The 25,074-nt window shown below is 44.5% G+C and carries 26 protein-coding genes; 9 read left to right on the forward strand and 17 right to left on the reverse strand.

Features of this window, described 5'->3' with window-relative positions:
• Positions 1-4: 4 nt before the first annotated feature.
• From OAG1_RS02315 to soxR, 6 genes are all read right to left on the reverse strand, one after another.
• The gene (locus tag OAG1_RS02315) at positions 5-601 is read right to left on the reverse strand and encodes a YitT family protein (RefSeq protein WP_338623602.1); all 597 of its coding nucleotides are present in this window, start codon (positions 599-601) and stop codon (positions 5-7) included.
• Positions 602-756: 155 nt separating this feature from the next.
• A complete protein-coding gene (gene purD, locus OAG1_RS02320) occupies positions 757-2,046 on the reverse strand; it encodes a phosphoribosylamine--glycine ligase (RefSeq protein ID WP_338623604.1) in 1,290 nt (429 codons plus the stop codon).
• Between the two features lie 85 nt (positions 2,047-2,131).
• Positions 2,132-3,724: a bifunctional phosphoribosylaminoimidazolecarboxamide formyltransferase/IMP cyclohydrolase gene (purH, locus tag OAG1_RS02325; protein ID WP_338623606.1), complete on the reverse strand. Its 1,593-nt coding sequence runs from the start codon at positions 3,722-3,724 to the stop codon at positions 2,132-2,134.
• Positions 3,725-4,019: 295 nt separating this feature from the next.
• Positions 4,020-5,783, reverse strand: a complete 1,764-nt coding sequence (locus OAG1_RS02330) for a diguanylate cyclase (protein ID WP_338623608.1) — start codon at positions 5,781-5,783, stop codon at positions 4,020-4,022.
• A gap of 128 nt (positions 5,784-5,911) precedes the next feature.
• A complete protein-coding gene (locus OAG1_RS02335; RefSeq protein ID WP_016402081.1) occupies positions 5,912-6,088 on the reverse strand; it encodes a DUF6435 family protein in 177 nt (58 codons plus the stop codon).
• 79 nt (positions 6,089-6,167) lie between these two features.
• Entirely contained in the window at positions 6,168-6,629 is a 462-nt protein-coding gene (gene soxR, locus OAG1_RS02340) for a redox-sensitive transcriptional activator SoxR (protein WP_152785749.1), read from the reverse strand.
• Positions 6,630-6,757: 128 nt separating this feature from the next.
• Here soxR and OAG1_RS02345 point away from each other — a divergent pair, with 128 nt between their 5' ends.
• From OAG1_RS02345 to OAG1_RS02355, 3 genes are all read left to right on the forward strand, one after another.
• Positions 6,758-7,177: a VOC family protein gene (locus OAG1_RS02345; protein ID WP_338623614.1), complete on the forward strand. Its 420-nt coding sequence runs from the start codon at positions 6,758-6,760 to the stop codon at positions 7,175-7,177.
• A gap of 122 nt (positions 7,178-7,299) precedes the next feature.
• The gene (gene zntR / locus OAG1_RS02350; RefSeq protein ID WP_016402078.1) at positions 7,300-7,707 is read left to right on the forward strand and encodes a Zn(2+)-responsive transcriptional regulator; all 408 of its coding nucleotides are present in this window, start codon (positions 7,300-7,302) and stop codon (positions 7,705-7,707) included.
• Positions 7,691-8,740: an SO_0444 family Cu/Zn efflux transporter gene (locus OAG1_RS02355; protein WP_338623617.1), complete on the forward strand. Its 1,050-nt coding sequence runs from the start codon at positions 7,691-7,693 to the stop codon at positions 8,738-8,740. Before zntR ends, OAG1_RS02355 begins: the two co-directional genes overlap by 17 nt.
• A 10-nt stretch (positions 8,741-8,750) precedes the next feature.
• Here the strand turns inward: OAG1_RS02355 and OAG1_RS02360 are convergent, their stop codons facing one another.
• A complete protein-coding gene (locus tag OAG1_RS02360; protein WP_016402076.1) occupies positions 8,751-9,158 on the reverse strand; it encodes an META domain-containing protein in 408 nt (135 codons plus the stop codon).
• A 242-nt stretch (positions 9,159-9,400) separates the two neighbouring features.
• Between OAG1_RS02360 and udp the strand changes: the two genes are divergently transcribed.
• From udp to OAG1_RS02375, 3 genes are all read left to right on the forward strand, one after another.
• Positions 9,401-10,168, forward strand: a complete 768-nt coding sequence (gene udp / locus OAG1_RS02365) for a uridine phosphorylase (protein WP_338623620.1) — start codon at positions 9,401-9,403, stop codon at positions 10,166-10,168.
• 305 nt (positions 10,169-10,473) lie between these two features.
• Positions 10,474-11,949: an MBOAT family protein gene (locus OAG1_RS02370; protein ID WP_338623622.1), complete on the forward strand. Its 1,476-nt coding sequence runs from the start codon at positions 10,474-10,476 to the stop codon at positions 11,947-11,949.
• Between the two features lie 2 nt (positions 11,950-11,951).
• Positions 11,952-13,013 (forward strand): hypothetical protein, encoded by a 1,062-nt coding sequence (locus OAG1_RS02375; protein WP_338623624.1) that lies wholly within the window; start codon positions 11,952-11,954, stop codon positions 13,011-13,013.
• 133 nt (positions 13,014-13,146) lie between these two features.
• On the opposite strand, the gene fis is transcribed toward OAG1_RS02375, so the two are convergent.
• The 5 genes from fis to OAG1_RS02400 form a co-directional block, all read right to left on the reverse strand.
• On the reverse strand, positions 13,147-13,446 hold the full coding sequence (gene fis / locus OAG1_RS02380; RefSeq protein WP_016402072.1) for a DNA-binding transcriptional regulator Fis: 300 nt from the start codon (positions 13,444-13,446) through the stop codon (positions 13,147-13,149).
• A gap of 35 nt (positions 13,447-13,481) precedes the next feature.
• Entirely contained in the window at positions 13,482-14,438 is a 957-nt protein-coding gene (dusB, locus tag OAG1_RS02385) for a tRNA dihydrouridine synthase DusB (RefSeq protein ID WP_016402071.1), read from the reverse strand.
• Between the two features lie 163 nt (positions 14,439-14,601).
• Positions 14,602-15,480 (reverse strand): 50S ribosomal protein L11 methyltransferase, encoded by an 879-nt coding sequence (gene prmA, locus OAG1_RS02390; protein ID WP_338623627.1) that lies wholly within the window; start codon positions 15,478-15,480, stop codon positions 14,602-14,604.
• 215 nt (positions 15,481-15,695) lie between these two features.
• A complete protein-coding gene (locus tag OAG1_RS02395) occupies positions 15,696-16,076 on the reverse strand; it encodes a hypothetical protein (RefSeq protein WP_338623629.1) in 381 nt (126 codons plus the stop codon).
• 107 nt (positions 16,077-16,183) lie between these two features.
• Positions 16,184-16,579, reverse strand: a complete 396-nt coding sequence (locus OAG1_RS02400) for a hypothetical protein (protein ID WP_338623631.1) — start codon at positions 16,577-16,579, stop codon at positions 16,184-16,186.
• 291 nt (positions 16,580-16,870) lie between these two features.
• Between OAG1_RS02400 and OAG1_RS02405 the strand changes: the two genes are divergently transcribed.
• Positions 16,871-17,899: an MBL fold metallo-hydrolase gene (locus OAG1_RS02405; protein ID WP_338623633.1), complete on the forward strand. Its 1,029-nt coding sequence runs from the start codon at positions 16,871-16,873 to the stop codon at positions 17,897-17,899.
• 267 nt (positions 17,900-18,166) lie between these two features.
• Here the strand turns inward: OAG1_RS02405 and accC are convergent, their stop codons facing one another.
• From accC to OAG1_RS02425, 4 genes are all read right to left on the reverse strand, one after another.
• Positions 18,167-19,507, reverse strand: a complete 1,341-nt coding sequence (gene accC / locus OAG1_RS02410; protein ID WP_016402066.1) for an acetyl-CoA carboxylase biotin carboxylase subunit — start codon at positions 19,505-19,507, stop codon at positions 18,167-18,169.
• Positions 19,508-19,519: 12 nt separating this feature from the next.
• On the reverse strand, positions 19,520-19,972 hold the full coding sequence (accB, locus tag OAG1_RS02415; protein ID WP_016402065.1) for an acetyl-CoA carboxylase biotin carboxyl carrier protein: 453 nt from the start codon (positions 19,970-19,972) through the stop codon (positions 19,520-19,522).
• Positions 19,973-20,008: 36 nt separating this feature from the next.
• Positions 20,009-20,455 carry a type II 3-dehydroquinate dehydratase gene (aroQ, locus tag OAG1_RS02420; RefSeq protein ID WP_152785699.1) on the reverse strand — a complete coding sequence of 149 codons (447 nt, stop codon included), beginning with the start codon at positions 20,453-20,455 and terminating at the stop codon, positions 20,009-20,011.
• Positions 20,456-20,598: 143 nt separating this feature from the next.
• The gene (locus OAG1_RS02425; protein ID WP_338623637.1) at positions 20,599-21,984 is read right to left on the reverse strand and encodes an MATE family efflux transporter; all 1,386 of its coding nucleotides are present in this window, start codon (positions 21,982-21,984) and stop codon (positions 20,599-20,601) included.
• Between the two features lie 142 nt (positions 21,985-22,126).
• Between OAG1_RS02425 and OAG1_RS02430 the strand changes: the two genes are divergently transcribed.
• Positions 22,127-22,969, forward strand: a complete 843-nt coding sequence (locus tag OAG1_RS02430) for an AraC family transcriptional regulator (protein ID WP_338623640.1) — start codon at positions 22,127-22,129, stop codon at positions 22,967-22,969.
• 25 nt (positions 22,970-22,994) lie between these two features.
• Here OAG1_RS02430 and OAG1_RS02435 read toward each other — a convergent pair whose 3' ends face one another.
• Positions 22,995-23,645 (reverse strand): TetR/AcrR family transcriptional regulator, encoded by a 651-nt coding sequence (locus OAG1_RS02435; RefSeq protein WP_152785693.1) that lies wholly within the window; start codon positions 23,643-23,645, stop codon positions 22,995-22,997.
• A gap of 182 nt (positions 23,646-23,827) precedes the next feature.
• Between OAG1_RS02435 and OAG1_RS02440 the strand changes: the two genes are divergently transcribed.
• The gene (locus tag OAG1_RS02440; protein ID WP_016402060.1) at positions 23,828-25,051 is read left to right on the forward strand and encodes an efflux RND transporter periplasmic adaptor subunit; all 1,224 of its coding nucleotides are present in this window, start codon (positions 23,828-23,830) and stop codon (positions 25,049-25,051) included.
• Positions 25,052-25,074 lie beyond the last annotated feature (23 nt).

Consider the following 25,074-nt stretch of genomic DNA (forward strand, 5'->3'; position numbering starts at 1 on the left):
AAGATTAAGACAACCCTTGATAGCGACCACTTTTGTGATTAAGTGCAATTACTATGTTTAAGGCAAATGCACCAGCAATAGACCACATTAACACACTAAGTGGCACTAAGAAGTAAGAGGCGGTTACTATCACCACATCTAAGCCCATTTGCACATGTCCAGCACGAATCGCAAAACGCTTTTGTAGATAAAGGGCCAAGATGTTCACACCGCCCAAACTACCTTTATGGCGAATTAGAATAAGCATGCCAGTGCCGATTAAAAATCCACCACTCAGTGCCGCATAAATCCTATTGAGTTGGGCGATGTCGATGACTAGATGCATGTAATCGGTAAACACCGACACTAAAAGTACACAAGCTACGGTTCTAAAAGTAAAGGCTGCCCCCATTTTGGCAAAGCCTAGTACAAAAAAGGGCAGGTTTATGAGCAGGAACATTTGCCCAAAAGACAAATTCATAAATTGGCTGGCAAGTAAGGCTAAACCGGCGGTACCGCCAGTAAGAAGCTGGGTTTCTTTAAAAAAGAATACGCCTAAGGCCACCATGGTAGTGCCAATAAGCAAGGCTAATATATCTTCTAGCCAATTATGCTGTTCCATAAATATCTCTAGTTAATACCGACAAGTGAATAATAGCATCGCTGTTTGATAATTGAGATAAAGAACTGCCTGGGGGATATAAAACAAAAAAAGCCACTGCAAATTTTATTTACAGTGGCTTGATATATCGCTTGTTGCCAAGCGGCTTGGTTTACTTAGCTTTTTTCGCGGGCGATTGCGCGGTAACCAATATCGTTACGGTGGAACATGCCATCCCAAGATACTTTTTTCACTAGCGCATACGCATTTGCTTGGGCTTCGGTAACGTTGTTACCTAGAGCGGTAGCACACAATACGCGGCCGCCGTTAGTTACAATGTTGCCGTCTTTTTCGCTAGTACCTGCATGGAACACTTTAGCGCTATTGGTTTCTTCGCTAAGGCTTGGCAATGTGATTACGTCACCTTTAGGGTAAGAGCCAGGGTAGCCAGCAGCAGCTAGCACTACGCCCATTGCTGCGCGAGGATCAAACTCGGCAGTTTTAGTATCCAATTTACGGTCAACAGCAGCTAAACACAGTTCAACAATGTCAGACTGCATACGCATCATAATTGGTTGGGTTTCTGGGTCGCCAAAGCGGCAGTTGTATTCGATGATTTTTGGCGAACCGTCGGCCATAATCATCAATCCAGCATATAGGAAGCCAGTGTACTCATTGTCTTCAGCGGCCATGCCTTTAACCGTAGGCATGATCACTTCATCCATTATGCGCTGGTGGATTTCTGGGGTAACCACTGGAGCTGGCGAGTAAGCACCCATGCCGCCAGTGTTTAAGCCGCTATCGCCATCGCCAACACGTTTGTGGTCTTGGCTGGTGGCCATGGCCAATACGTTGCTGCCATCTACCATTACGATAAAGCTAGCTTCTTCGCCATCTAAGAACTCTTCGATCACTACGCGAGAACCGGCTTCGCCAAAGGCGTTATCGGCAAGCATATCTTCAATAGCGGCAATTGCCTCGGCTTCGGTCATGGCTACAATTACGCCTTTACCTGCAGCTAAACCATCGGCTTTAACCACAATAGGTGCGCCTTGCTCTTTTACGTAGGCAATCGCTGGGGCAACCTCAGTAAAGGTTTGGTAGTAACCAGTCGGAATGTCGTGACGGGCTAAAAAGTCTTTAGTGAATGACTTAGAGCCTTCTAGTTGAGCAGCTTTTTCAGTAGGGCCAAAGATTTTAAGGCCTGCGGCTCTAAAGGCATCAACCACACCAATAACCAATGGCGCTTCTGGGCCAACAATGGTGAGTTCAACCTGGTTTTGCTGAGCAAAGCTAAGTAAAGCAGCAATGTCTTCTACGCCAATGGCTACGTTTTCTAGCTTAGGCTCTAGTGCAGAACCGGCGTTACCTGGGGCAACAAATACTTTTTCAACTAAAGGAGATTGCGCAGCCTTCCATGCTAGAGCATGTTCGCGGCCACCGCCGCCAATCACAAGTACGTTCATGTTTGTCTATCCAATACTGAGTAAACGGGGCTTGGCTTACCAAGCCGAAATACAAAACAGCCAGCGCGAGGCTGGCTGTGGTTTTTTAGTGGTAGAAGTGGCGCATGCCAGTGAACACCATGGCCATGCCATGTTCATCGGCTGCTGCAATCACTTCGTCATCACGCATTGAGCCACCAGGCTGAATCACACAAGTGATGCCAGCTTCGGCTGCTGCGTCGATACCATCGCGGAATGGGAAGAATGCATCCGATGCCATTACGCTGCCTGCTACTTCTAGCTTCTCGTCGGCGGCTTTAATGCCAGCAATTTTAGCGCTATATACGCGGCTCATTTGGCCCGCGCCCACGCCAATAGTCATGTTGCCTTTTGCGTAAACAATGGCGTTAGACTTAACATACTTGGCTACCTTCCAGCAGAATAGTGCATCACGCAACTCTTCTTCGCTAGGCTGGCGCTTGCTCACAACACTTAGTTCGTCTTGAGTTACCATGCCTTGGTCGCGATCTTGAACCAATAAACCGCCGTTTACACGCTTAAGCTGCAAACCGGTGGTTTTAGTTGACCATTCGCCACACTCTAATAAACGTACGTTTTTCTTAGCAGCAACAATTTGTGCAGCGGCTTCAGAAATTTTAGGGGCAATGATTACTTCTACAAACTGGCGAGACACAATGGCTTCAGCAGTATCGGCATCTAACTCGCGGTTAAAGGCAATAATGCCGCCAAAGGCAGAAGTTGGGTCGGTTTTGTATGCGCGCTCGTAAGCTTCTTGAATATCGCCACCTAGCGCTACGCCACAAGGGTTTGCGTGTTTTACGATTACACAGCAAGGCTCGTCGAATTCTTTCACACATTCTAGTGCTGCATCAGTATCGGCAATGTTGTTAAACGACAAGGCTTTACCTTGAAGTTGAGTGGCAGTAGATACTGAAGCTTCTTCAATGTTGTTTTCAACATAAAAAGCTGCTGCTTGGTGGCTGTTTTCGCCATAGCGCATGTCTTGCTTTTTAATGAACTGGCTGTTGAAGGTACGTGGGAACTTGCTGTCTTCGTCGCCTTCTTTGTTATCGCCGTAGCTAGGTACCATAGTGCCAAAGTAGTTGGCGATCATGCCGTCGTAAGCTGCAGTATGTTCAAATGCTGCAATGGCTAAATCAAAGCGAGTAGCGTGAGTTAGCGACTTATCGTTGGCTGCCATTTCGGCGAGTACGCGATCGTAGTCTGATGCATTAACCACAATGGTTACGTCTTTGTGGTTTTTAGCCGCACTACGCACCATAGTTGGGCCACCGATGTCGATGTTTTCTACTGCATCTTCAAGGCTACAATCTGGGTTGGCTACTGTTGCTGCAAAAGGATAAAGGTTAACAACAACCATATCGATAGCATTAATGCCGTGGTTGTTCATCACTTCATCATCGGTACCGCGTCGACCTAAAATGCCACCGTGTACTTTTGGATGTAAAGTTTTAACACGTCCATCCATCATTTCTGGGAAGCCAGTGTAGTTAGATACTTCAATAACTTCGATGCCGTTTTCGGCCAGTAATTTTGCGGTGCCACCAGTAGATAAGATCTCTACACCTTGTTGGGCTAAAGATCGTGAGAATTCGATAATGCCTGTTTTATCTGAAACACTAATCAGTGCACGTCGAATCGGTCGAGCGTTTTCCATTGGGGTTTTATCCTCATTAGCAGTTACATGCGCTAGCGGTACAAGTTGCCCGAAAAATAAACAACTTAGGTTTGAGGCGCGCATTTTACAGCAAAAGTGTGAAGAATGCGCCGTTTTTAACTGAGAAATGTTGGTATGGAGGGCAAATAGAACGAAACAAAAGCTTAAATTGACCGTTACGCCAAGCGCTTAAATAGTGATAGTTGACCACTTGGTAAGCAAAAACTACGACTTTAGCTGGAGTATAAGCTTAAGTGACTGTTTTTCACTTTTACCCTTACCAACTAGAGCCTTATCAATCTACCTTTGAGCTTGAATCGATGTGCAATGTGGATGAGTCAGCTGGTGGCAGTTGAAAACGAAAGGTATTGCGGCCGTTTTGCTTGCTCAAGTAGAGGGCTTTATCGGCCAAATCTATAATCTCTGTTAAACCTATATCAGCACTTTCGGCAATGGATACGCCCACACTAATAGTGATGTGATTTTGCTTTTCTACCAAACTAAACTGGTGTGGAATTTCGGCCTTGTTAATGGCCTTTACTAGTCGCTTGGCAGAGAATTCCGCATAGTCGAAATCACTATTGCTCAAAATCGCAATAAACTCCTCACCGCCGTAGCGAGCGATAAGATCACCTGGTCGTTTACAAATACCCGTAGCAATTAAGGTTTGAGCCACTTTCTCTAAACATACGTCGCCAGCTGGGTGGCCATAGTGGTCGTTGTATTGTTTAAAGTGGTCAATGTCGATAAGCATAATAGTAATGGGGTAGCCACCACGCTGGGCGCGTCGCCATTCTTGTTCAAGAAACTCATCAGCACAGCGGCGGTTAGGAATGCCGGTAAGGCTGTCGGTAACTGCCAGTTTTTCTAGCTCGCGATAGGCGGTGCGTAGTTCTTGTTGCGAGGCTTCTAAATCTGCTGTGCGCTCTTTTACTCGATCTTCTAGTACCATTCTTGCTTGGCGCAAGTCTTGTTTGGCGTTGCGTTGGCTAAAGTAGAGTAATAAAAATAAGCTCACCGCTACTAGCAAAGAGCTGATGATACCCAGCAGCACGATGTTGCGGGTTCGATAATAAATTTGAAAAGCTTCGGCTTTGTCTATCTCGGTGGTTAAACCAAAATCATAAGTGGGTTGCCATGTCCAGGCTCCCACTACCTGTATCCCCCGATAGTCGGGATAGCCCTTTAGGTCGTAACTGGTAATTCCTTGGATGGCGCTTTGGGCCATCAAGGTGAGGGTTTTACTGTTCTCGTTGTTGGCTGAGCTGGGGTCACTGATATGCAAATTGTTGATGGCATCTTGTCCTGGCTCAAGCAAGCCTAAGCGATGCAGCTGTTCATTAAAGCGACTAGCCGAAAGCATTAGGCCATTGCGATCAAAAGCGTACGTTTCACCAGAATCCCAAATTCGACCCAATTGAGTAATTCGACTGAAATGGTCACTTTGGTTAACACTCACAATAAGTACCGCTTGTAACTGCTTATCTGCATTAAATACCGGGGCACTAAAGTACATGTTGTTACTGTGCTTAGTTTGTTGTGGCAAGCCGGTAATAAACAAGGTTTCGCCGGTGAGTACTTGCTCCATTTTGCCGGTTTTAAATTCAAACAAGGGGTGAGTTTGGTGGATGTCAATAGACCTATTGGAATAGAGCACTTGCCCGTTTAAGTCACTCAACCAATAAGCTTTATCTTGATAGGTCTCCATCATCAGTCCAAAGCTTCGCTTAATGCTGGCTTCTGCGTTGGCGCGCATGATTGAGGGGCTGTCTGGCTGACTAATTATGCTAGCAGAACGCACTACAGATTCTGACTGAGCAGCATTGCTCAATTCCAAAAGCCGATGTTGAATCCAGATATGATGGGCTTCTTGAGTTGCTCGTAGTACCGTTTGCAGCGACTCTTTAACCTTGTGTTCTACTTCTTGTTCAATGTTTTCAAGCGCGGTAAAGACAATCGCCAAAATTGCCAAGCTGAATATAGACACCATTGCCACAACGGTTCCGAGCTTAATGTATTTTGTCTTAAACTGAGGTGGAACGGTGTTTCTGTCGGCCATTTGACTAGTTGTTTATGTTTGCTTGATTTTTAACCAGTATGGACGGCTTAGCGAAATGACTCAACTGTATAGAAGAAAATAACTTTTATATCAGCAACTTGCGAAGCTGTTGCTGTGGTTTTTGTTAATTATTTTTGCTGTGATTCAAGTTGCTCTATTTCTTTCCATAGTTCGTCAGCATCGGCACTTAACATCGAGTAAGTCATAATGTCGCCACGCCGCTGAGCCAGCATTGCAGACTCCAACAATGCATCGTACTTTTGGCGCTTGCGCTTAAGTGGGTTAGGTTTTAGAAAACTAAACATAGACACTCCTTTGTTATCAACAATAGAACGCTTTAAGGCAGTAAATAGTTCTCAAGTATGCGGGAAAAAGATGACTTTTTTATGAGGACTGGTTATTGCGGTTTAAAATAACTGGTCCTTGTCCTTCGCTGGCGAGCTGGTCATCGGGGTTATAAAGCGGGCAGCTTTTCATGGATAAACAACCACATCCGATGCAGCCAGTGAGGGAGTCGCGTAAATTCTCCAACTGTTTGATACGTTGATTTAGTATCTCGCGCCATTGCTGCGAGAGCGCTTCCCAGTCGGTTTTATTAGGGGTTCGTTGATTGGGTAGTTTGGCAAAAGCTGCTTTTATCTCTGCCAAACTTATCCCCATTTTTTGAGCAGCCTTAATGACCGATACTCGCCGCAGTACATCGGGATGATAGCGCCGCTGATTACCGTGATTACGCCAACTGTTAATTAAACCTTTAGTTTCGTAAAAGTGCAGCGTAGACACCTTAATGCCACAGCGTCTAGCCACAAAACCAACAGACAAGGCCTGTTTAGGTCGATCTTGCATAGCTACCTCCTACAAATTTTAAAGATTAGGCAAAAAATCTCTTTACCTCAACTTAAGTTGAGGTTTTAGGCTGATAAGTACAGAAACAATAAATAGCTTTAATTAGCGCTAAAAGCGCAAAGGAGAACATGATGCAATTAGAACATCTGAACTTAGTGGTAAATGACATGCAGCAAACCTTAGCTTTTTATCAGGCTGCTTTTCCTCATTGGCAAGTGAGAGGAGAAGGTAAGCAAACTTGGTATGGGGTAGAGCGGCATTGGTTACATTTTGGCGATGATGACCAATACCTCACGTTTAACGATCAAGGGTATGGGGAGAATCGGCCGCTCGAAGGAAATCAAGTAGGTATGGCGCATTTTGCTTACATTACGGCTGATTTAGACGGCTTAATCACTCGTATGTTAAATGCAGGCTTTCAGATTCACCATGAAGGAGCCCAAAGTCGCCATCGCCGTAATGTGTATTTTCGCGATCCGAATAACTTTGAAGTGGAGTTTGTTGAGTATTCTTCAGACTTGCCGGAAGAGCGTAATCGCTACGAGTAGCGCAAGGTCAAAATCACTATCCCCAAAAGCCTGATTTTTATCAGGCTTTTTTGTTTCTTTCATAAAACTCTTGACCCTCTACCTAGCTACAGGGTTTATCATAAAAGAAATGGAGGATGGCTATGTACAAGATTGGTGAGCTAGCAAAGCTAAGTGGTTTAACGGTGGAAACCTTGCGCTTTTACGAACGCAAAGGTTTGTTGGTGCCGACTGCCCGTGGCGAGAACCTATACCGCATGTACAGCAAGCAAGATTTAGCGCGTTTGAGGTTTATTCAGCGCGCTAAACAAGCCGGTTTATCAATTAAAGATATATTGGAGCTACTTACTCTGCGAGAGCATGCAGAAACTGCCAGCTGTAATGATGTAAGCAATGTTGTAGGGCAAAAACTGGCTAAGGTGCAGCAGCAACTAGCAGAGCTAAAAGCCTTTGAAACAACCCTTAAAACTCTTCACGATGCCTGCTGTGGCGGAGAAGAAAGTGCACGTTCCTGTTCAATACTAAAGGCCTTAGATGATGCTATTGAATAACTTTATAAACCTTTTCTTAAGCGCAGCCCCATGGTTGTTTTTGGGCTTTGTGATTGCAGCTAGCCTTAAGTTAGGCTTACCTAGCCGTTGGTTAGCCAAGCACTTGGGTAACAGCAAAGCCAGCACCACAGTTAAAGCCGCATTTATTGGTGCGCCGCTGCCTTTGTGTTCTTGTGGGGTTATTCCCGCGGCAATGGGATTGCGCCGCGCTGGCGCGTCTAAAAGTGCCACTACCTCATTTTTAATTGCTACCCCAGAAACTGGAGTAGACTCAGTAGCCGTATCTTATGCCCTGCTAGGGCCGGTAATGGCGGTTGTGAGGCCAATCGCGGCAATAGTAAGTGCTATTGTAGCCGGCTTATTGGTTGGCAAAGGCGAGGACGAGCCAGCCAGCGCTACTGAAGTTAAAAGCTGTTGTAGTGGCAAAAGCAGCTGTGCCAGTGAAGCCAAGCCTTCGCCAGCGCAGAGCAGGGCAAAAGTTAATACCAAGCAATGGCTGCATAGTTTTGTAGAGTTAGTGGAAGATAGCTACTTGTGGCTAGTGTTGGGCTTAGTCTTTGCGGCACTCATTCAAACTTACTTACCCGAAAGTTTTATGACTCGATGGGGGCAAGGATGGATCACCATGGTGGTAATGGTATTGGTGGGGATCCCCATGTACATTTGTGCCACTGCTTCAACCCCCATTGCTGCAGGTTTAATTATTGCGGGTATATCTCCAGGAGCTGCTTTGGTATTTATGTTGGCTGGCCCAGCCACTAACATCGCAACACTAATGTTGGTTCGCCAAGAAATGGGCATGCGAGCATTGGTCGCTTATTTAGTTGGGGTGGTTGCTAGCGCTATGGCATTTGGTTGGGGATTAGACTGGGCAATTGCTCAATGGCAGTGGCAAGTAAATCCGGTGGAGTGGCAAGAGCATCAATTAGTTACTAGCTGGTGGGTCTTGAGTAGTAGTGCTGTGATTGCAGCATTGATGGCTGTTGCGGGGATTAAAGATGCACGGCAGCGCTGGTTTAGCGCTACCGTATAAAACTAAAGACTTAGCTTTTTGGTACGCGCTTAAACATTGCACCGTTGTTTAGGCGTAAATTCTCACCATCACTCACTAAAGGCTTTTCTAGCGCTTGAACAAATTCCATTTCAATTTTGTTTGCCATATCGTCACACAACATGCGGGTCATGCCTATTGGTTGGGTAACGTTGAGTTGCTTTCCATCCCACTCTGCCTGGCCAAAAAAGTTATTGCAGCCTGTGGTGCCAGAAATTTTAAAGCCATTTTCATTTTCTTCTAAGGTAAATGCTGGCAGCTTAATATCTGCAATGTTGTAGAAATCACCCGTCATATACCAACGGCTATCTGCTAAGTCCATGCTTGGCTCCGATTGTTTACTGGCACAGCCGGCTAAACCTAGGGTTAAAGTTAAGCCAATAAGTAGCTGTTTATTCATGGTTGTTACCTCAAGTAAGCACAAAAACTATTTCAGGCTATTGTAGAACACAGCGGCCAAGAAAAGTTCGATTATTGATAAATTTAATGTTTTTTTGAGCAGACGTTTTGATCAACACAAGCAGTAACTATTAGGCTATTTGCTGCTAAGTTCGCTTCAAATGCGAGATGTTTCACACTTATTGCTCAGTTCTCGTCCTATGCTCTGCTCATCAATCATTGGACGACATTAAGTAGGTAAACATGAACCAGCAAGCGAGTGTATTTCATCTTGGCTTAAACCCAGAGATGCTAAAAGGCGCAACTTTAGCCATTATTCCTGGCGACCCGCAGCGCGTAGAACGTATTGCCTCGTTATTAGAAGAACCGGAGTTTTTAGCCTCGCAGCGTGAATTTACCTCTTACCTAGGTAAATTGGGCGGTACACCCGTTGTTGTATGTTCAACCGGCATTGGCGGGCCGTCTACTTCAATTGCGGTTGAAGAGTTGGCACAACTAGGTATTCGCACCTTCTTGCGGGTAGGAACTACCGGCGCTATCCAGCCACATATTAATGTGGGTGATGTAATTGTAACTACCGCTTCGGTTCGCTTAGACGGCGCCAGCAGCCACTTTGCTCCCATGCAGTTTCCTGCGGTTGCCGACTTTTCTTGTATGCAAGCTTTAAACAGTGCGGCATTAGACGCCAAGGCAACCTGCCATGTGGGTGTAACTGCTTCTAGCGATACCTTTTACCCAGGCCAAGAGCGTTACGACACGGTGTCTGGCCGCGTAGTTAAAGCCTTCCAAGGTTCAATGGAAGAATGGCAAGCCATGGGCGTACTTAACTTTGAAATGGAAAGCGCCACTTTATTTACCATGTGTGCCTCGCAAGGCTTAAAAGCAGGCTGTGTAGCAGGTGTAATTGTGAATAGAACCCAGCAAGAGATCCCAGACGAAAGCCTGATGAAAAACACCGAACACCAAGCAGTAAACATTGTTGTTGAAGCCGCACGTAAGATGCTCGGCTAAACACAAAGTGCCAATACATTTTGTCTGATGTATTGGCAGTCCTTTCCAAATTTGTGCCCAGTAAATCGCTAAGGTCTACTGGGCTTTTTTGTTCGCTTTAACGGAGTTATCGGCGATCTCTGTAAAAATAATAGCATTTAAATCAGCGTCTTAATTTGTAGAAGTGTAACTTAAGCGCTTGCTTTGATGGGTTTTGATGTTTAGCGTATTGCTCTTCAGTATTTATCTAAAAAATGTAAAGTAAAGATCTTGAAGCGTTCTCAAGCTAGAATAAAAAAAACTTTGTCGGTGGCGTCTACAATTTAATGCTATTTAATTCTTACGCTTTTGTTTTCCTATTTTTACCCATTGTATGCTTAGTGTATTTTTGGATTGGAAACCGAGGGCATCATCGGGTTGCTGTTTCTTGGTTGGTGGGGGCATCTTTATTTTTTTACGGATGGTGGAACCCAGCGTATTTGGGACTCATTATGGGGTCTATGTTGTTCAATTACGCAATAGGGGTGCAGCTTAATCATCGTGCAAGTGGCCATTCGAATAGAAAGCTGATTCTGGTTTTTGGAATAACTTTGAACCTAGCTTTATTGGCTTATTATAAGTATGCCAATTTTTTTGTAGATAACTTCAACCTCGTTATTTCAGGCAATATTCATTTAGAATCGATTGTTCTTCCTTTGGCTATTTCTTTTTTCACTTTTCAGCAAGTCGCCTACCTTATAGATGCTTATCGTGAAGAGACAAGAGAGTATAATTTTCTTCAATACTGCTTATTCGTGACGTTTTTCCCTCAGCTTATAGCAGGCCCTATTGTTCACCACAAAGAAATGATGCCGCAGTTTTTGGATGATAGTTGCTACCAATATAACCCTAAAAAAGTTGCTACCGGATTGTGTTTGTTTATTTTGGGCTTAGCTAAGAAGGTGCTGATTGCAGATGAGTTGTCGGTTTATGTGTCTCAGGTATTTACTGCAGCAGAACAAGGAGTTGTATTAGCCCCTATTGAAGCTTGGTATGGAGCCTTAAGTTATACATTTCAGCTGTATTTTGATTTCTCTGGCTATGCAGATATGGCTATAGGTGTAGCTTTACTGTTTGGTATATCCCTTCCATTTAACTTTAATTCTCCATATAAATCGTTAAACATTATAGAGTTTTGGCGAAGATGGCATATTACTCTTTCTCGTTTCTTACGAGACTATGTTTATATACCTTTGGGAGGTAATCGCTTAGGAAGCTTCAGAAGATACCAAAATTTGCTAATAACTATGTTACTCGGAGGTTTGTGGCACGGGGCTGGTTGGACATTCATTATTTGGGGGGGGATGCACGGTGTGATGTTGGTTGTTAATCATCAGTGGCATCAATTAACTAGGTTTAAAGCAAATTATTATTTACCACGACAGGTGAGTATAGGTATCAGCTGGCTTATTACTTTTACATGTGTAGTGTTTGCATGGGTAGTATTTCGTGCAGAGTCTTTAGAGGTAGCAATGCAGATATGGAAATCTATGCTAGGGTTTAGCCCATTTTATGATAGTAGTGGGAGCTTATTTTACAATGACCTATTCAGAAAGCATTTTTCTGTAACTAAATGGATATTGGGGTTAACTTTTGCTGTATTGGTTTTACCAAATAGCTTGCAGATTGTCGGTTTACTTCCCGGTGCCGATAAAGTTAGATTCCGAGCTAACTTTGTTTGGGCTGTTTTGATTTCAATTCTTGCACTACATGTCATTCTTAATATGAATAACGTTAGTGAGTTCCTGTATTTTCGGTTTTGATTATGGCTAGCTTTCATCGTTTTAATTGTATTGTAATTTTGTCTATTGGTTTTTTCAGTATTGTATTGGTGGCGACTAGTGCATATTTGGAATCACCGACCATAGGCAACTTAACTCGAACTGCCGGATTCAGCGAGAATGATTTTGGATGGAACCAGCCCCAAAATTTTTATCGCGATGCACTTTTTCAAAAAAATAAGAAAAGCTACCAATTCTATAGTGACGTAGTCGTGCTAGGTGATTCATTTTCACAGGACGACCTTAATAACAACTGGGTGAACTACTTTGTTGAAGCTACTGGGCTTACCGCACAAGTGCTACACTTTAATCAGGGGGGAGCCAGTCGACTGCTATCTAGCCCATTGTTTCTGGAAAAACCACCAAAGCTATTTGTTTTTCAAAGTGTAGAAGCAAGCTTATATAAACGTTCCTCACAAAAAGACTGTCAGTTCCCACAGAAAACTTCTCACTCAGAGTTACCAACAATTCAACTAGACAATAATCGCCACTATTCAACTTATTCTGTAGCTAGAGAGGTTAATCACTTTAGCTTAGATTTAGATCAGGCTAGCCATTATCTATTAAAAGCTTTATCCCGAACGATTGGGCTAAACGTTAGCGACACTGTTGCTCTTGAGGTTACACGCCTGGGGCTGTTTTCTAGCCAGGTGAAAAATAAGCTGCTGATACATGAAAACGACTTCGACAAGCAATATTTGGAGGCTGAAGATCTTGAACTTATGGCCTGTAATTTATTAGCTATTCAGAAAGCTGTCGAGAAAAATGGTAAAACTCGATTTGTGTTAATGATCGCACCCGACAAATTATCAGCTTATTCGAAGGTTCTTGCTGATCAGCAATATGCAAACTTCAGCCTTATTCCCTCATTGGGTAAATACTCTGAGTTATCGATGCTTCGATTGGATAGTTTGATTCAGGACGAAGTTGAACGTGGAACTGTTGATATTTACTTGCCGAATGACACACACTGGGGATCTGAAGGATATAGATTTGCAGCAGAACAGTTAATCGATTATCTAAATTCGAGTGCTCATAGACCTTAGCTTAAGGAAGTGAGCTGCCAGGAAAATGAATGATTTAAGCTCAAGCTAATACATTTTAATAGCTAGAAAAAACAAAAAGCCAAGGTGAGAATACTCACTTTGGCTTTTTAATCAATACCTTATGAACAGGTGTTTAGTTCATGCCGTATTTTTTCAATTTCTTGCGTAAAGTACCGCGGTTGATACCTAACATGATTGAAGCGCGGGTTTGGTTGCCGCGAGTGTATTGCATAACTACGTCAAGCAACGGAGCTTCAACTTCAGATAGTACTAATTCGTACAATTCAGACACATCTTCGCCATTTAACTGTGCGAAGTAGTTGCGCAATGCTTGCTCAACTGAATCGCGTAATGGACGTTCTTTCACTTCAGTGCTAGTTGCACTGCTAGTCATAGTAGAAAGTGTGTTTGTGGTGGTATTTGAATCAAACATACTTGACGCTCTTTTTAATTAATTAATGATCACAACTATTCGAAAAACTGTTCAATCGCGGACGTTTGTACCAGGGCTGATTCAAGCTGGTTAAACTGGCTACGAAACTCATCCGTGTCCGCTAATTGCTTCAAGTACCACCCCACATGTTTGCGAGCGATACGAACCCCTTGGTACTCCCCATAATGTGAATATAGGTTGTCTAAGTGGTGAAGCATTACTTCCTTCACTTCTTCGGCTTTGGGTGCATCTAAATGCTGCCCGGTGCTTAAAAAGTGATTAATTTCTCTGAAAAGCCAAGGGTTACCTTGCGCTCCTCGACCTATCATGATGGCGTCCGCGCCGGTGTAATCCAAAACATGCTTGGCTTGCTCCGGTGTGGTGATATCACCATTTGCCACAATAGGTATCGAAACCTCTTGTTTTACTGCTTTGATGGTGTCGTACTCGGCTAAACCTTTATACATACACGCTCGCGTCCGACCATGTATGGCTAAAGATTGAATACCGGCAGCTTCTGCAAGCTTGGCAATTTGCAAAGCATTGCGATGTTCTGGTGACCACCCAGTGCGAATCTTAAGTGTCACAGGTACATCAACTGCTTGTACAACAGCATCAAGAATTTGTTTAACTAACTCGGGTTGCTGTAATAGCGCCGAACCAGCTAACTTTTTGTTTACCTTTTTAGCGGGACAACCCATATTGATATCGATGATTTGCGCGCCATTTGCCACGTTATGTTGGGCGGCGAGAGCCATCAATTCTGGATCTGAACCTGCTATTTGAACGCTGCGTATGCCACATTCATCTAGGTGAACCATACGGTTTAGTGATTTTTGGCTGTTCCAAACCCGTGGGTTACTGGACACCATCTCCGAAACCGTAAGCCCCGCACCTAAACGCCAACATAAGCGACGAAAGGGTTGATCGGTAATTCCAGCCATAGGCGCGAGTATCACCGGATTGTCCAGCTTGTAACTGCCTATTTGCATGACTGTCGTTCTTCTCAATCTCAGGGCGGCGTAGTTTACGACTTTTTAGGCACGCTGAAAAGGCTATATTTTGAACATTTTTCAAAAAAAAAGCTGGATTTTTAGCTACAGAATATGGCAGCAAACCCTTTAGTAGAGGGTTTGTGCCACATTATTGGTGAACTTAGCGCTTTGTTCCGCTTAATCGACACCATTCTTGATCAAGAACAACCGGATCCATATTGCACTGTGTTTGATAGGCGGCAACTACTTCATCGCTTTGTTCTTCTAAAATGCCTGATAGGGCAATTGAACCTTGCGGCTTTAAATAGGCTAGGATGATTTCGCTGAGCTCTTTAAGTGGGCCAGCCAATATATTGGCAACTACAATGTCTGCTTGGAAATCTTTAGGCTGGTCTTTAGGTAGGTAGAGTTCGAGCTTGTCGGCCACGCCATTGCGTTCGGCATTGTCGCGGCTAGCTAAAATTGCTTGTGGGTCAATGTCTATCCCAACCACCCGTTTAGCGCCTAACTTAATCGCGGCAATGGCTAATATGCCGCTGCCACAGCCAAAGTCCACGACGGTTTTGTTGCTAAGGTCGAGTTGGTCTAACCATTTTAAGCAAAGTGCTGTGGTTGGGTGAGTGCCTGTGCCAAAGGCTAGGCCCGGGTCTAGCATTACGTTTACCGCGCTGGGGTCGGGTACGTCTGTCCAGCTAGGGCAAATCCACAAGCGTTCGCCAAACTGCATCGGATGAAAGTCTTTCATCCATTCGCGTTCCCAGTCTTTGTCTTCTAGTTGGTCTAGTTTGTAGTTGCCTTCCTCTAGAATAAGCGCTTCGGTTAAGAAGTTAAGGATAGGCGACATATCGGTAGCGGCATCGTATAGGCCCTGCACATCGGTATCTCCCCATAACGGCGTTTCACCTAACAAGGGCTCAAATACAGGCGTGTCGTGGCGGTCTAAGAATGTCACGGCTTGGCAGCCGGTTTCCATTAAAATGTCTCCAATGGCGTCGGCAGTATCTTTAGTGGCGTTTATTTTTAGCTGGATCCAAGGCATTGTCCGCTCCTCTTCTAGATTAGGCGGCAAGTGTACTGCGTTAGATAAGGCTTATCATCTAAAAATTGAAATCCCTTAATGCGGAGAGAGCGCAACTAGCATTTGTTGTCTCTAATGGGAGAGCTTGTTTATAAGCCAAGGCCGCTATTTATTGGCTTGAGTAAACAAAAAAGGCTAGGGATAAGCTAGCCTTTTTTTAAACAGATTTTTGCTGGTTAATTGGCAGGGCTTAAGCCGCGATTGCGATACTGCGCGCGCTTGTACAATAAAACTAAACCACGACATCCCGCTAAAGCTGCAACAATTAGCGCAGGTGTATTAAACATAAGACTTAATACTAGTACGCTGCAGGCAAGGTATAAAAAGGGAATAAATTCGTAAACTGGCTCGGGAATCGCCTTGGTTTTGCGGGCAAATGATTTTTTGTACTTATCGTAACGGCGGTAGTTTGAGCGAAGCACCCAAATAAGCGCGCCCATACAAAATAGCAATGCACCACCAACATGAGCTAGCCAAGGTTCAAGCAATAGCATTGACCCAGTACCGGCAGATAAATATCCGCTTGGCAAAATCTCGTATATGGCACGTGGCAGCATAAGCCCTCCCTGTTACATCTAGCAACCTTCCATTAACATAATTAAGCATAGACTCAATTACGAGAGTTAGCCAAATTGTCTGTTTGTATGTTTATTAGTAAATAAAGCTAGTTGCTGGTTTTCACTGTGCTGGGCACTTTTTGCCAAGTATGCCGACGGTAACGATGACGCATGTAGAGTAAGGAACAGCCTCGGTATAAACACAGTGCTGCAATGGCGTAGGCGGCAATTGATTGCTGTGTAGATGCTAAGGAGAGAGCCAAGCCAATAAACAAAAAGGGCATAAATTCGTATAAAGATTCAGGAATATTGAAGCGTTTACCAGCATGCTCCGCTTGGTCTAAACGTCGAAAGTTAGAGCGCATTACCCAAATAAGCGAGCCAAGGCAAAATAGCAACACACCACCTGCTACTCCCAGGGTAGAGTCTATCCATATTACCGAGCTTGAGCCGGCAGCCAAGTAAAGGCTCGGCAATATTTCATAGATTGGTTTAATAATCATGGCATTGCACTCAATTCCGTTCTAGGTGTTGGCTAAATTATCACTTCCCAAAGCATAACTTTGCTCTAACTAAGATGGTTTAAGTGTAAGACAAATTTTGGAAACTGCAGGCTCAAGCCATGGCCCAACTAGATATTGCTGTAACAACTTGCTTACATTTGACGTCTCAAAATAAGGTAAACCAATGGGTTTACTTTGTTGTTTCTTGGAAGTAAACTCCTCGGTGTAATTTAAGAGGGCGCCACGTTGAGCACACGAAACAAGGTTATTAGTTTTTGTTTGGGAGGATTAATGAGTACACCATTCGCTTCAGCCTTAGAGGCTGACAACACGGTATTTACCACCCAAGTTAATAATGGTAAGTACCAAAATGCACAGCCTACGCCAGCTAATGCCTCGGCTTGGGGTATTTTGTGGCGTTATGTGAGTGAGCAGCGAGTAGATGCCACGCCAAGTAATGGCATTCCGGTGATGCCTTTGAGCGCCTCTCAGCTTGACGCTTTGCCTGCTGATCAAAGCAGTGTTATTCGCTTTGGTCATTCGAGTGTTTACATGCAGGTGGCTGGGCAACGCTGGTTGATTGATCCGGTATTCTCGCAGCGAACATCTCCTATTAGTTTTATTGGCCCGAAGCGTTTTCATCAACCCCCGCTCGAGCTCAGTGAGTTCGACAGTATTGATGGGGTAATTATTTCCCATGATCACTACGACCATTTAGACAAGCACAGCATCAAGCTGTTAAAAGACAAGGTTCAGCATTTTGTGGTGCCTGAAGGGGTTGATCAACACCTGCTAGATTGGGGAGTGGATAGCCAAAAAATTCAACGCTTGCGCTGGTGGCAGTCGGCCAATTTTGGCGATTTAACAGTGACAGCCACGCCAACACAGCATTTCTCTGGTCGTGGCTTATTTGACGCCAACCAAACGCTTTGGGCATCTTATGTGATTGATGCGCCGGAGCAGCGAATATTTTTTAGCGGAGACTCTGGTTACTTCGATGGTTTTAAGCAAATTGGTGAGCGTTATGGCCCCTTTGATTTAACCATGATGGAAACCGGCGCTTATGACAAAGATTGGTCAGCAGTACACATGACGCCAGAGCAAACCTTGCAAGCTCACTTGGATTTAAAAGGGAAGGCCTTAATGCCGGTGCATAACTCCACCTTTGATTTGGCTTTTCACTCTTGGTATGAACCGCTTGAGAGAATTAGTCAGCTAAGCGAGCAAGCCAATGTGCAACTAGTGACACCTAAAATAGGTGAGGTGTTCACTGTTGGGCAAAGCCAAGGTACAGAAGCGTGGTGGCGCGTTCTCAAATAACCTGAACTCGGGATAAGGAAATGACGATAGCTTTGCAAGACTGTACCTAACCCAGTTTCATGTTTCTGGCGAGATAGTTTTGCTTAGTTCAAGGCGAAGCTGCGCGCCAATAGCTAGCCTATTGCAAGTGGCTTCAACACCGAAATAAGTAAAAATAGCTGTTAGAAACCAGTTAATTATCCCTAGCTCAGGTTAAATAGTCTCGCCATACAAAGAAAAAAGGCCTTAAGTATTCTTAAGGCCTTTTATAGTTTTACAGCTCGCGAATTACATACCGAGTTTTTTCTCTAGGTAGTGAATATTCGCTCCACCAAACTGGAAGTTCTCGTCTTGCATGATTTTCTCTTGCAGCGGAACGTTGGTTTTAATGCCGTCGATCACCAGCTCAGAAAGGGCGTTCTTCATGCGCGCTATGGCAATGTCACGGTTCTCGCCGTAGGTAATTAGTTTACCAATCATCGAGTCATAGTATGGTGGAACTGAGTAACCCGCATATACATGTGAATCCCAACGAATGCCCATGCCACCCGGTGGGTGGAAACGGTTAATGCGACCTGGAGATGGAATAAAGGTTTCCGCATCTTCAGCATTAATACGACACTCAATCGCGTGGCCGGTTAACTTCACTTGCTCTTGGCTAAATGACAAAGGTTGTCCAGCAGCAATGCGTAACTGCTCTTTAATCAAGTCGATGCCGGTAACCATTTCAGTTACTGGGTGTTCAACCTGAATACGGGTGTTCATCTCAATGAAGTAGAACTCGCCATTTTCATACAAGAACTCAAAGGTACCTGCGCCGCGGTAGTTAATCTCGATACATGCACGTGTACAGCGTTCACCAATGTTGCGACGCATGTCTTCAGTAATACCTGGTGCTGGAGCTTCTTCAACCACTTTTTGGTGGCGACGTTGCATTGAGCAGTCACGTTCACCTAGGTGAATAGCGCCACCTTGGCCGTCTGATAATACCTGAACCTCTACGTGGCGAGGATTCTCTAGGTATTTCTCCATATATACGATGTCGTTACCAAAGAATGAGCCAGCCTCGGTACGGGTTAAATCGATAGAGGTATGTAGCTCGTCTTCACTGTAAACAACACGCATACCGCGACCACCACCGCCGCCAGCAGCTTTAATGATAATCGGGTAGCCAATGCGTTTGGCAATGGCCGCATTTTGTTTTTCATCGCTGCCCAGTGGGCCATCAGAACCCGGTACACAAGGTACACCGGCTTTTTTCATGGCTTTAATCGCTTCAACTTTATCACCCATCATGCGGATGGTTTCAGCTTTAGGACCGATAAAGATAAACCCGCTTTTCTCTACTATTTCAGAGAACTCAGCGTTTTCAGATAAGAAACCATAACCCGGGTGAATGGCCACGGCATCGGTAACTTCGGCAGCAGCAATAATGCGCGGAATGTCTAGGTAACTTTCAGTTGCCGCAGGCTTACCAATACAAATTGATTCGTCGGCTAACAATACGTGTTTAAGATCACGATCGGCTGTTGAGTGCACAGCTACCGTTTTAATGCCTAGCTCTTTACATGCACGTAAAATACGCAGGGCAATTTCACCACGGTTAGCAATAACTACTTTATCTAGCATACAAATGCCTCTTTATTCGATGATGAATAGCGGTTCATCAAACTCAACGGCGTCACCGTCTTCAACCAAAATGGCTTTAATCACGCCAGATTTGTCGGCGTCGATTTGGTTCATCATCTTCATGGCTTCAATGATACATAGGGTGTCACCTACGTTAACTTGTTGGCCTTCTTGCACAAATGGTTGTGCTTCTGGAGATGAAGAGCGGTAGAAAGTACCTACCATTGGCGATAATAATTGGTGGCCAGAAGCTACTTCGCTAGCAGCTGGAGCAGCAGGTGCGGCGGCTGGAGCTGCTGCAACTGGGGCCGGTGCTGCAACAGGCGCTGGAGCGTATACGGCTTGAGCTGCACCGCTGAAGTTACGGCTGATACGCACTGCCTCTTCACCTTCGGTGATTTCTAGTTCAGCAACACCAGATTCTTCAACTAATTCGATTAATTTTTTAATCTTGCGAATATCCATAAGGGCTCTCTTTATCGTATTAGGTTAATTAAATAGCTATTTCTGCAGCTTGTTTAGCGCTGCAGTTAAAGCAAATTGATATCCTTGACTACCTAAACCACATATCACTCCCTCTGCTTTGTCGGCAAGGTAAGAGTGATGACGGAAGGGTTCACGTGCATGCACGTTAGATAGGTGAATTTCTATAAACGGAATGTTCACACCCAGTAGCGCGTCGCGCAGCGCTACGCTGGTATGAGTAAAAGCCGCAGGGTTGATGATGATGAAATCGATCTCGCCCATGGCTTGATGAATGCGATTAATAAGTTCGCCTTCGACATTGGACTGGAAATCTTGCAGATTTACGCCCAGGTCATTGGCTTGCTGGCGTAGCTGTTCAACAATGTCGTCTAAACTCTGGTGACCGTAGACTTCAGGTTCACGTTTGCCCAATAAGTTTAGATTTGGACCATTGAGTAACAAAATAGAGAATTTATCAGTCATTTTCGTTGAAAAACCAGCTTAAATTATAGAACTTGTCGATTTCTTAAGATTAGCACATTTATCAAAGATAAATGTGCTATGTCATCGACATTTTCGACAATTATAGGGTTTTCGCAGAAAATGGCAGCATTTTTCTGGTCTAATCAGTTGGTTTCGGCGAGAGGCTCGGTAGTTAGGTTACGTAGCCATTTTTTCTGGTTCATGCGCCAAAAACACAACATAGCTTTAAATACTTCTTCACTTAATGCGATACAGAAGGCGGTAATTAAGCTTACATCGAACACAAAAATGGCAATAGAAGTAAGCATTAAACCTACACCCCATTGGCAGAATGTATCCGACATTAAGCAAAAGCTATTGTCGCCGCCGCTGCGCAAAATACCGTTAATTAGCACCATGTTAAAAATACGTAGCCAAGTAGAGGCTGCCAGCACTAACACTAATTGTTGGGCAAGTTGCAAAGTTTCTGACTCTAAAGCACCAAACAAGTTCAATAAAGGATAGCTCAATAACCAAATAGCTACACCAATACCAATGGCGGCAATAGGGCTAACTAACAAGGCTAAGCGTGCATCTACCCAAGCTTGATTAAATTGGTTAGCCCCCAATTTATTGCCCACCATTATTGAGCAAGCTGCTGAGAATCCCATAAAACACGAGATGGCGATACCTTCTATTGGGCTAATTAGGCTCATAGCCGCCAATGCGTTCGTTCCCAATTGACCATACAAGGTGGCAAATACAAATACACCGCTCGACCAAATACTAAAGTTTATAACGAGTGGCACAGCAAGCTTGGCGTATTTGATTAGCTCAGCTTGTTTAAACTGCCAAAAACCAATTAAACATACTTTTAGTAATGGGTGTTTTTGCCACCAAAGGCTGCCCCACAATACAACGAGTTGCAGTAAACGTGCGATAACTGTCGCAACACCTGCGCCAACAATACCCATTGCTGGGATCGAGCCAAAACCAAAAATCAATACTTGGTTAAGCGCGATATTGGCAATAACAGCAAAAACACTAATGTACAGCGGCAGCTTGGTATTGCCACTTGCTCGCAGAGCTGACTCAAACACAATCACTGGCAAGGTGAACAGAATCATCAAGGCGGTTGCGCGAATATAATCGCTGCCAATAGCAACTAAATGAGCATCGCTGCTGCCCCATTGCATAATGGTGCTAGGGCTGAAAAGCATGAAGGCTAAGGTTGCCAGGGTAAAAATAAGTCCAGCATAAAAAGATAAAGCCACAGTGCGGCCAATGGCTGTCCAGTTTTTAGTGCCCCAGTGCTGCGCACTTAAAATGGCGCATGCTGTCGAGAAGCCATTTAAGATTACGATTGCCACAAAGAATGCGCGACCGGCATAACCTACAGCGGCGACTTCGGCATCACCTAAAGTGGCAACCATTAGTACGTCTACTAAGCCTAATAAGCTTAGTAATACTGCTTGTAAAGATATTGGCCAAGCTAGGCGCCAGAACTGCTCTAGCCATGAGCGATTCAAAGTAATAGGAGATGCGTACATAACAACCTCAAAATGTGACTTGCATCAGATAAAAGCTATCTAGTTATAAGTGGTGATAAATAATTATGGGCGCGATACTATCTTATATATTGGGCTTTCCACATAATTGAAGCTATCAAAAATATGTTCAAAACTATCATTTATGTCTGAGCAACATTGGCAAGATAAGTTCGAGATAGGCCCCGCCTGTGTTGAGCGCTTTTTAACCACCGAACGATTTTCAGAGTTAACTAAATTGCAGATTAACTTATCTGGGGTGTCGTATTTGCGAGGTGAGTACTTTGTTAGCCGCAAAGCTCCACAGGAACACACTTTGTTGTTTTCTATGGCGGGAGCGGGCAGTTTACATACTTCTGAGTTTAGTCAGCGCTTGGGACCAAACGACTTAGTTATTTTGCCTGCTGGGGTTAATTACTCGCTCAGCTTGGCTAGCCACTTTTGGCGGCATAATTGGTTTCAGTTTTCTGCAGACATTAGTTGGTATCGCTTTCCCAAAAATGCCAAAGTGCTGAAGATTAACTCTAGTCAAAATATTGATAAGTGCATGAAGTTGTTATTGGATGAGGAAACTAAAGCGAAGGCAGATCCTCTAGTAGAATCGGCCTTAACCCAACTTATCAAACGCTATTTATTGCAGTTGCTTAAGCCGCTAAAAAATGCCGAGCCAAGCCCATTGCACAAACTAGAGCAGCAATTGCGCTCCTCTTTACACTATCCATGGACAGTAGCCGAGATGGCGCAACGTTTGTCGGTATCGGAAGCGCACTGCTATCGCTTATTTCAGCAAGAGTTTAAATGCAGCCCCAAGCAGTATCTAAGCCGTTTACGTTTGGAGCATGGCAGTTATTTGCTGCGCGAAAGCCGCTGGTCGATAGACGTTATCGCCAGTCAATTAGGTTACCAAGATGGTTTTGCTTTTGCGCATCGCTTTAAGAAAAGCTTTGGGGTTTCTCCTGGACGTTATCGGCGCAGCTTCAACCAATAACAACTAGTTGGATTGGTGATGAGCCTTATTTACTCATGCTTTGCAAGCTGGCGGCTATTTTTGCACTGCTTACTCGCTTAAAGGTGTCTAAAGTGAGTGAAGCGACTTGCTGCAATTGTTTTTCTGTTGCGCCATTGGTGGAGTGAACATTTAAACCTTGTAACACCGTTGCCAAGTAGTGGGCGAGCGCTTCTGGATCGGCATCGGCGGTGAGATCTTTTTCTTCTTTGGCACGCTCGAAACGCTGTTGTAAGGCAATGCTGCCTTGAGCACGGCGCTCCTGCAACGCTTGTTTAATGGTACTTGCAGACTCACTACACGACAGAGCACCTTGCACAATCACACAGCCTTGCGGTTGCGAGGGATCGCTTAAATTAGCCACTGCACCTTTCAACATGTAATCCACAACGTCGTAAATGGTATCTTGCTCAAGGGCGGGATAGAAATAGGCTTGAGGACGAGATTCGTAAAGCTCTATGGCCTGCAAAAATAACTGTTCTTTATTGCCAAAAGCCGCATACATGCTGGGTTTATTAATACCCATGGCTTGGGTTAAATCATTTAACGATGCCCCTTCGTAGCCTTTTTGCCAAAATACTTCTAAGGCTTTTTCTAGCGCTTGGTTTGCGTCAAAGCTGCGTGGACGACCAATGTGAGAACAGCACTTGGGGGACATTTTTCTACCTCAATTTATCATTAAACTGATCATAGCTAAGCCACTCAGACCTGTCTAGATATTTAAATACCACTTGGTACAAAAAGATCTTGATCTCGATCATACTTCGTGATTAATATACCAGCCAGTACAAAACAAAATATCATCCATATATCAATTTATCATCACTTGAGGGAACGAAGATGGCATCAGTTTTTGATCTAACAAAACTCATCGCAGTAAGTGCTTTAAGCATTTTCCTAGTGGCTTGCGGAAAACCGGAAGCTGCGACCAATCAAGCACCTCCACCACCAAGTGTAGATGTAGCCGAAGTATTGCTTGAACGCATTACCGAAACCGATGTGTATACCGGTCGCCTGCAAGCACCACAAACCGTGATGGTGGTGCCGCGAGTATCGGGCTACATCGAACAAGTGCTGTTTAACGAAGGTAGCTTGGTAGAAAAAGGTGAAGTGCTGTTTAAAATCGACAGCCGCATTTTTGCTGCCGAAGTCGCTCGCCTAGAAGCAGAACTACAAAGTGCTAAAAGTAGCTTAGAACTGGCGCGAAAAGGGTACAAGCGGGCCCAAGCCTTGAACAAGCAAAACGCCATTTCTGATGAAATTTTAGATAATCGCTTTTCGGCGCGAGAGCAGGGTGCAGCAGCAGTGGCATCGATTACTGCAGCCTTATCTCGAGCTCGCTTGGATTTAGACTTTACCGAGGTGCGCGCTCCCATTAGCGGCCGAGTGTCTAACGCGCTTATCACCGAAGGTAACTATGTAAACCTTGGCGCTAGCCAGCTTACTCGTATTGTGTCTACCCAGCATATGCATGCCTACTTTGATGTAGATGAGCAAAGCTTTTTGAAATACCAAGAGTTAAGCAACGTATTGCCGCTGCAAGGCGCGCAAGAAACTGTAGCGGTAGTGCAAATGGCTTTGGCTGATGAGCAAATATTTAAGCACCTAGGCCAGATAGACTTTATCGATAATGCCGTAGCCAGCGGCACCGGTACTATCCGTTTACGTGCCAGCTTTGGTAATCCTAGTGGGGAATTACTGCCAGGTATGTTTGCCCGTTTGCAAATAGCAGGAAGTAGTTCTTATCAAGCGGTATTAATTGATGACAAAGCAGTCGGTACCGACCTAAACAACAAGTTTGTATTGGTATTGGACGAAAACAACCAGGTGCAATATCGCCCGGTCGTGTTGGGTGAGCGGATTAATGGCTTGCGGATTGTTTCCCAAGGTTTATCGGGTTCAGAGCGAATTGTGGTTAACGGTATTCAGCGGGTACGGCCGCAAATGCAGGTAACGCCAATTGCCACCGCGATGGCTAGCGAAGAGGTTGTTTCTGCCTTGCGTGAGTCTCAACAGTTACTTGACCAACAACATCAGCAATTAAGCCTTAACGCTAAGTTGTAAGTTCAACAAGGATAGATTCGCCC

Origin of the sequence: Agarivorans sp. OAG1, assembly GCF_037076485.1 — a bacterium.
GTDB lineage: Bacteria > Pseudomonadota > Gammaproteobacteria > Enterobacterales > Celerinatantimonadaceae > Agarivorans > Agarivorans albus.

Excerpts from the sequence above, each read along its gene's own strand:
- OAG1_RS02315 (WP_338623602.1), bottom strand. The coding sequence starts at position 601 with ATGGAACAGCATAATTGGCTAGAAGATATATTAGCCTTGCTTATTGGC.
- purD (WP_338623604.1), bottom strand. The coding sequence starts at position 2,046 with ATGAACGTACTTGTGATTGGCGGCGGTGGCCGCGAACATGCTCTAGCA.
- purH (WP_338623606.1), bottom strand. The coding sequence starts at position 3,724 with ATGGAAAACGCTCGACCGATTCGACGTGCACTGATTAGTGTTTCAGAT.
- OAG1_RS02330 (WP_338623608.1), bottom strand. The coding sequence starts at position 5,783 with ATGGCCGACAGAAACACCGTTCCACCTCAGTTTAAGACAAAATACATT.
- OAG1_RS02335 (WP_016402081.1), bottom strand. The coding sequence starts at position 6,088 with ATGTTTAGTTTTCTAAAACCTAACCCACTTAAGCGCAAGCGCCAAAAG.
- soxR (WP_152785749.1), bottom strand. The coding sequence starts at position 6,629 with ATGCAAGATCGACCTAAACAGGCCTTGTCTGTTGGTTTTGTGGCTAGA.
- OAG1_RS02345 (WP_338623614.1), top strand. The coding sequence starts at position 6,758 with ATGATGCAATTAGAACATCTGAACTTAGTGGTAAATGACATGCAGCAA.
- zntR (WP_016402078.1), top strand. The coding sequence starts at position 7,300 with ATGTACAAGATTGGTGAGCTAGCAAAGCTAAGTGGTTTAACGGTGGAA.
- OAG1_RS02355 (WP_338623617.1), top strand. The coding sequence starts at position 7,691 with ATGATGCTATTGAATAACTTTATAAACCTTTTCTTAAGCGCAGCCCCA.
- OAG1_RS02360 (WP_016402076.1), bottom strand. The coding sequence starts at position 9,158 with ATGAATAAACAGCTACTTATTGGCTTAACTTTAACCCTAGGTTTAGCC.
- udp (WP_338623620.1), top strand. The coding sequence starts at position 9,401 with ATGAACCAGCAAGCGAGTGTATTTCATCTTGGCTTAAACCCAGAGATG.
- OAG1_RS02370 (WP_338623622.1), top strand. The coding sequence starts at position 10,474 with ATGCTATTTAATTCTTACGCTTTTGTTTTCCTATTTTTACCCATTGTA.
- OAG1_RS02375 (WP_338623624.1), top strand. The coding sequence starts at position 11,952 with ATGGCTAGCTTTCATCGTTTTAATTGTATTGTAATTTTGTCTATTGGT.
- fis (WP_016402072.1), bottom strand. The coding sequence starts at position 13,446 with ATGTTTGATTCAAATACCACCACAAACACACTTTCTACTATGACTAGC.
- dusB (WP_016402071.1), bottom strand. The coding sequence starts at position 14,438 with ATGCAAATAGGCAGTTACAAGCTGGACAATCCGGTGATACTCGCGCCT.
- prmA (WP_338623627.1), bottom strand. The coding sequence starts at position 15,480 with ATGCCTTGGATCCAGCTAAAAATAAACGCCACTAAAGATACTGCCGAC.
- OAG1_RS02395 (WP_338623629.1), bottom strand. The coding sequence starts at position 16,076 with ATGCTGCCACGTGCCATATACGAGATTTTGCCAAGCGGATATTTATCT.
- OAG1_RS02400 (WP_338623631.1), bottom strand. The coding sequence starts at position 16,579 with ATGATTATTAAACCAATCTATGAAATATTGCCGAGCCTTTACTTGGCT.
- OAG1_RS02405 (WP_338623633.1), top strand. The coding sequence starts at position 16,871 with ATGAGTACACCATTCGCTTCAGCCTTAGAGGCTGACAACACGGTATTT.
- accC (WP_016402066.1), bottom strand. The coding sequence starts at position 19,507 with ATGCTAGATAAAGTAGTTATTGCTAACCGTGGTGAAATTGCCCTGCGT.
- accB (WP_016402065.1), bottom strand. The coding sequence starts at position 19,972 with ATGGATATTCGCAAGATTAAAAAATTAATCGAATTAGTTGAAGAATCT.
- aroQ (WP_152785699.1), bottom strand. The coding sequence starts at position 20,455 with ATGACTGATAAATTCTCTATTTTGTTACTCAATGGTCCAAATCTAAAC.
- OAG1_RS02425 (WP_338623637.1), bottom strand. The coding sequence starts at position 21,984 with ATGTACGCATCTCCTATTACTTTGAATCGCTCATGGCTAGAGCAGTTC.
- OAG1_RS02430 (WP_338623640.1), top strand. The coding sequence starts at position 22,127 with ATGTCTGAGCAACATTGGCAAGATAAGTTCGAGATAGGCCCCGCCTGT.
- OAG1_RS02435 (WP_152785693.1), bottom strand. The coding sequence starts at position 23,645 with ATGTCCCCCAAGTGCTGTTCTCACATTGGTCGTCCACGCAGCTTTGAC.
- OAG1_RS02440 (WP_016402060.1), top strand. The coding sequence starts at position 23,828 with ATGGCATCAGTTTTTGATCTAACAAAACTCATCGCAGTAAGTGCTTTA.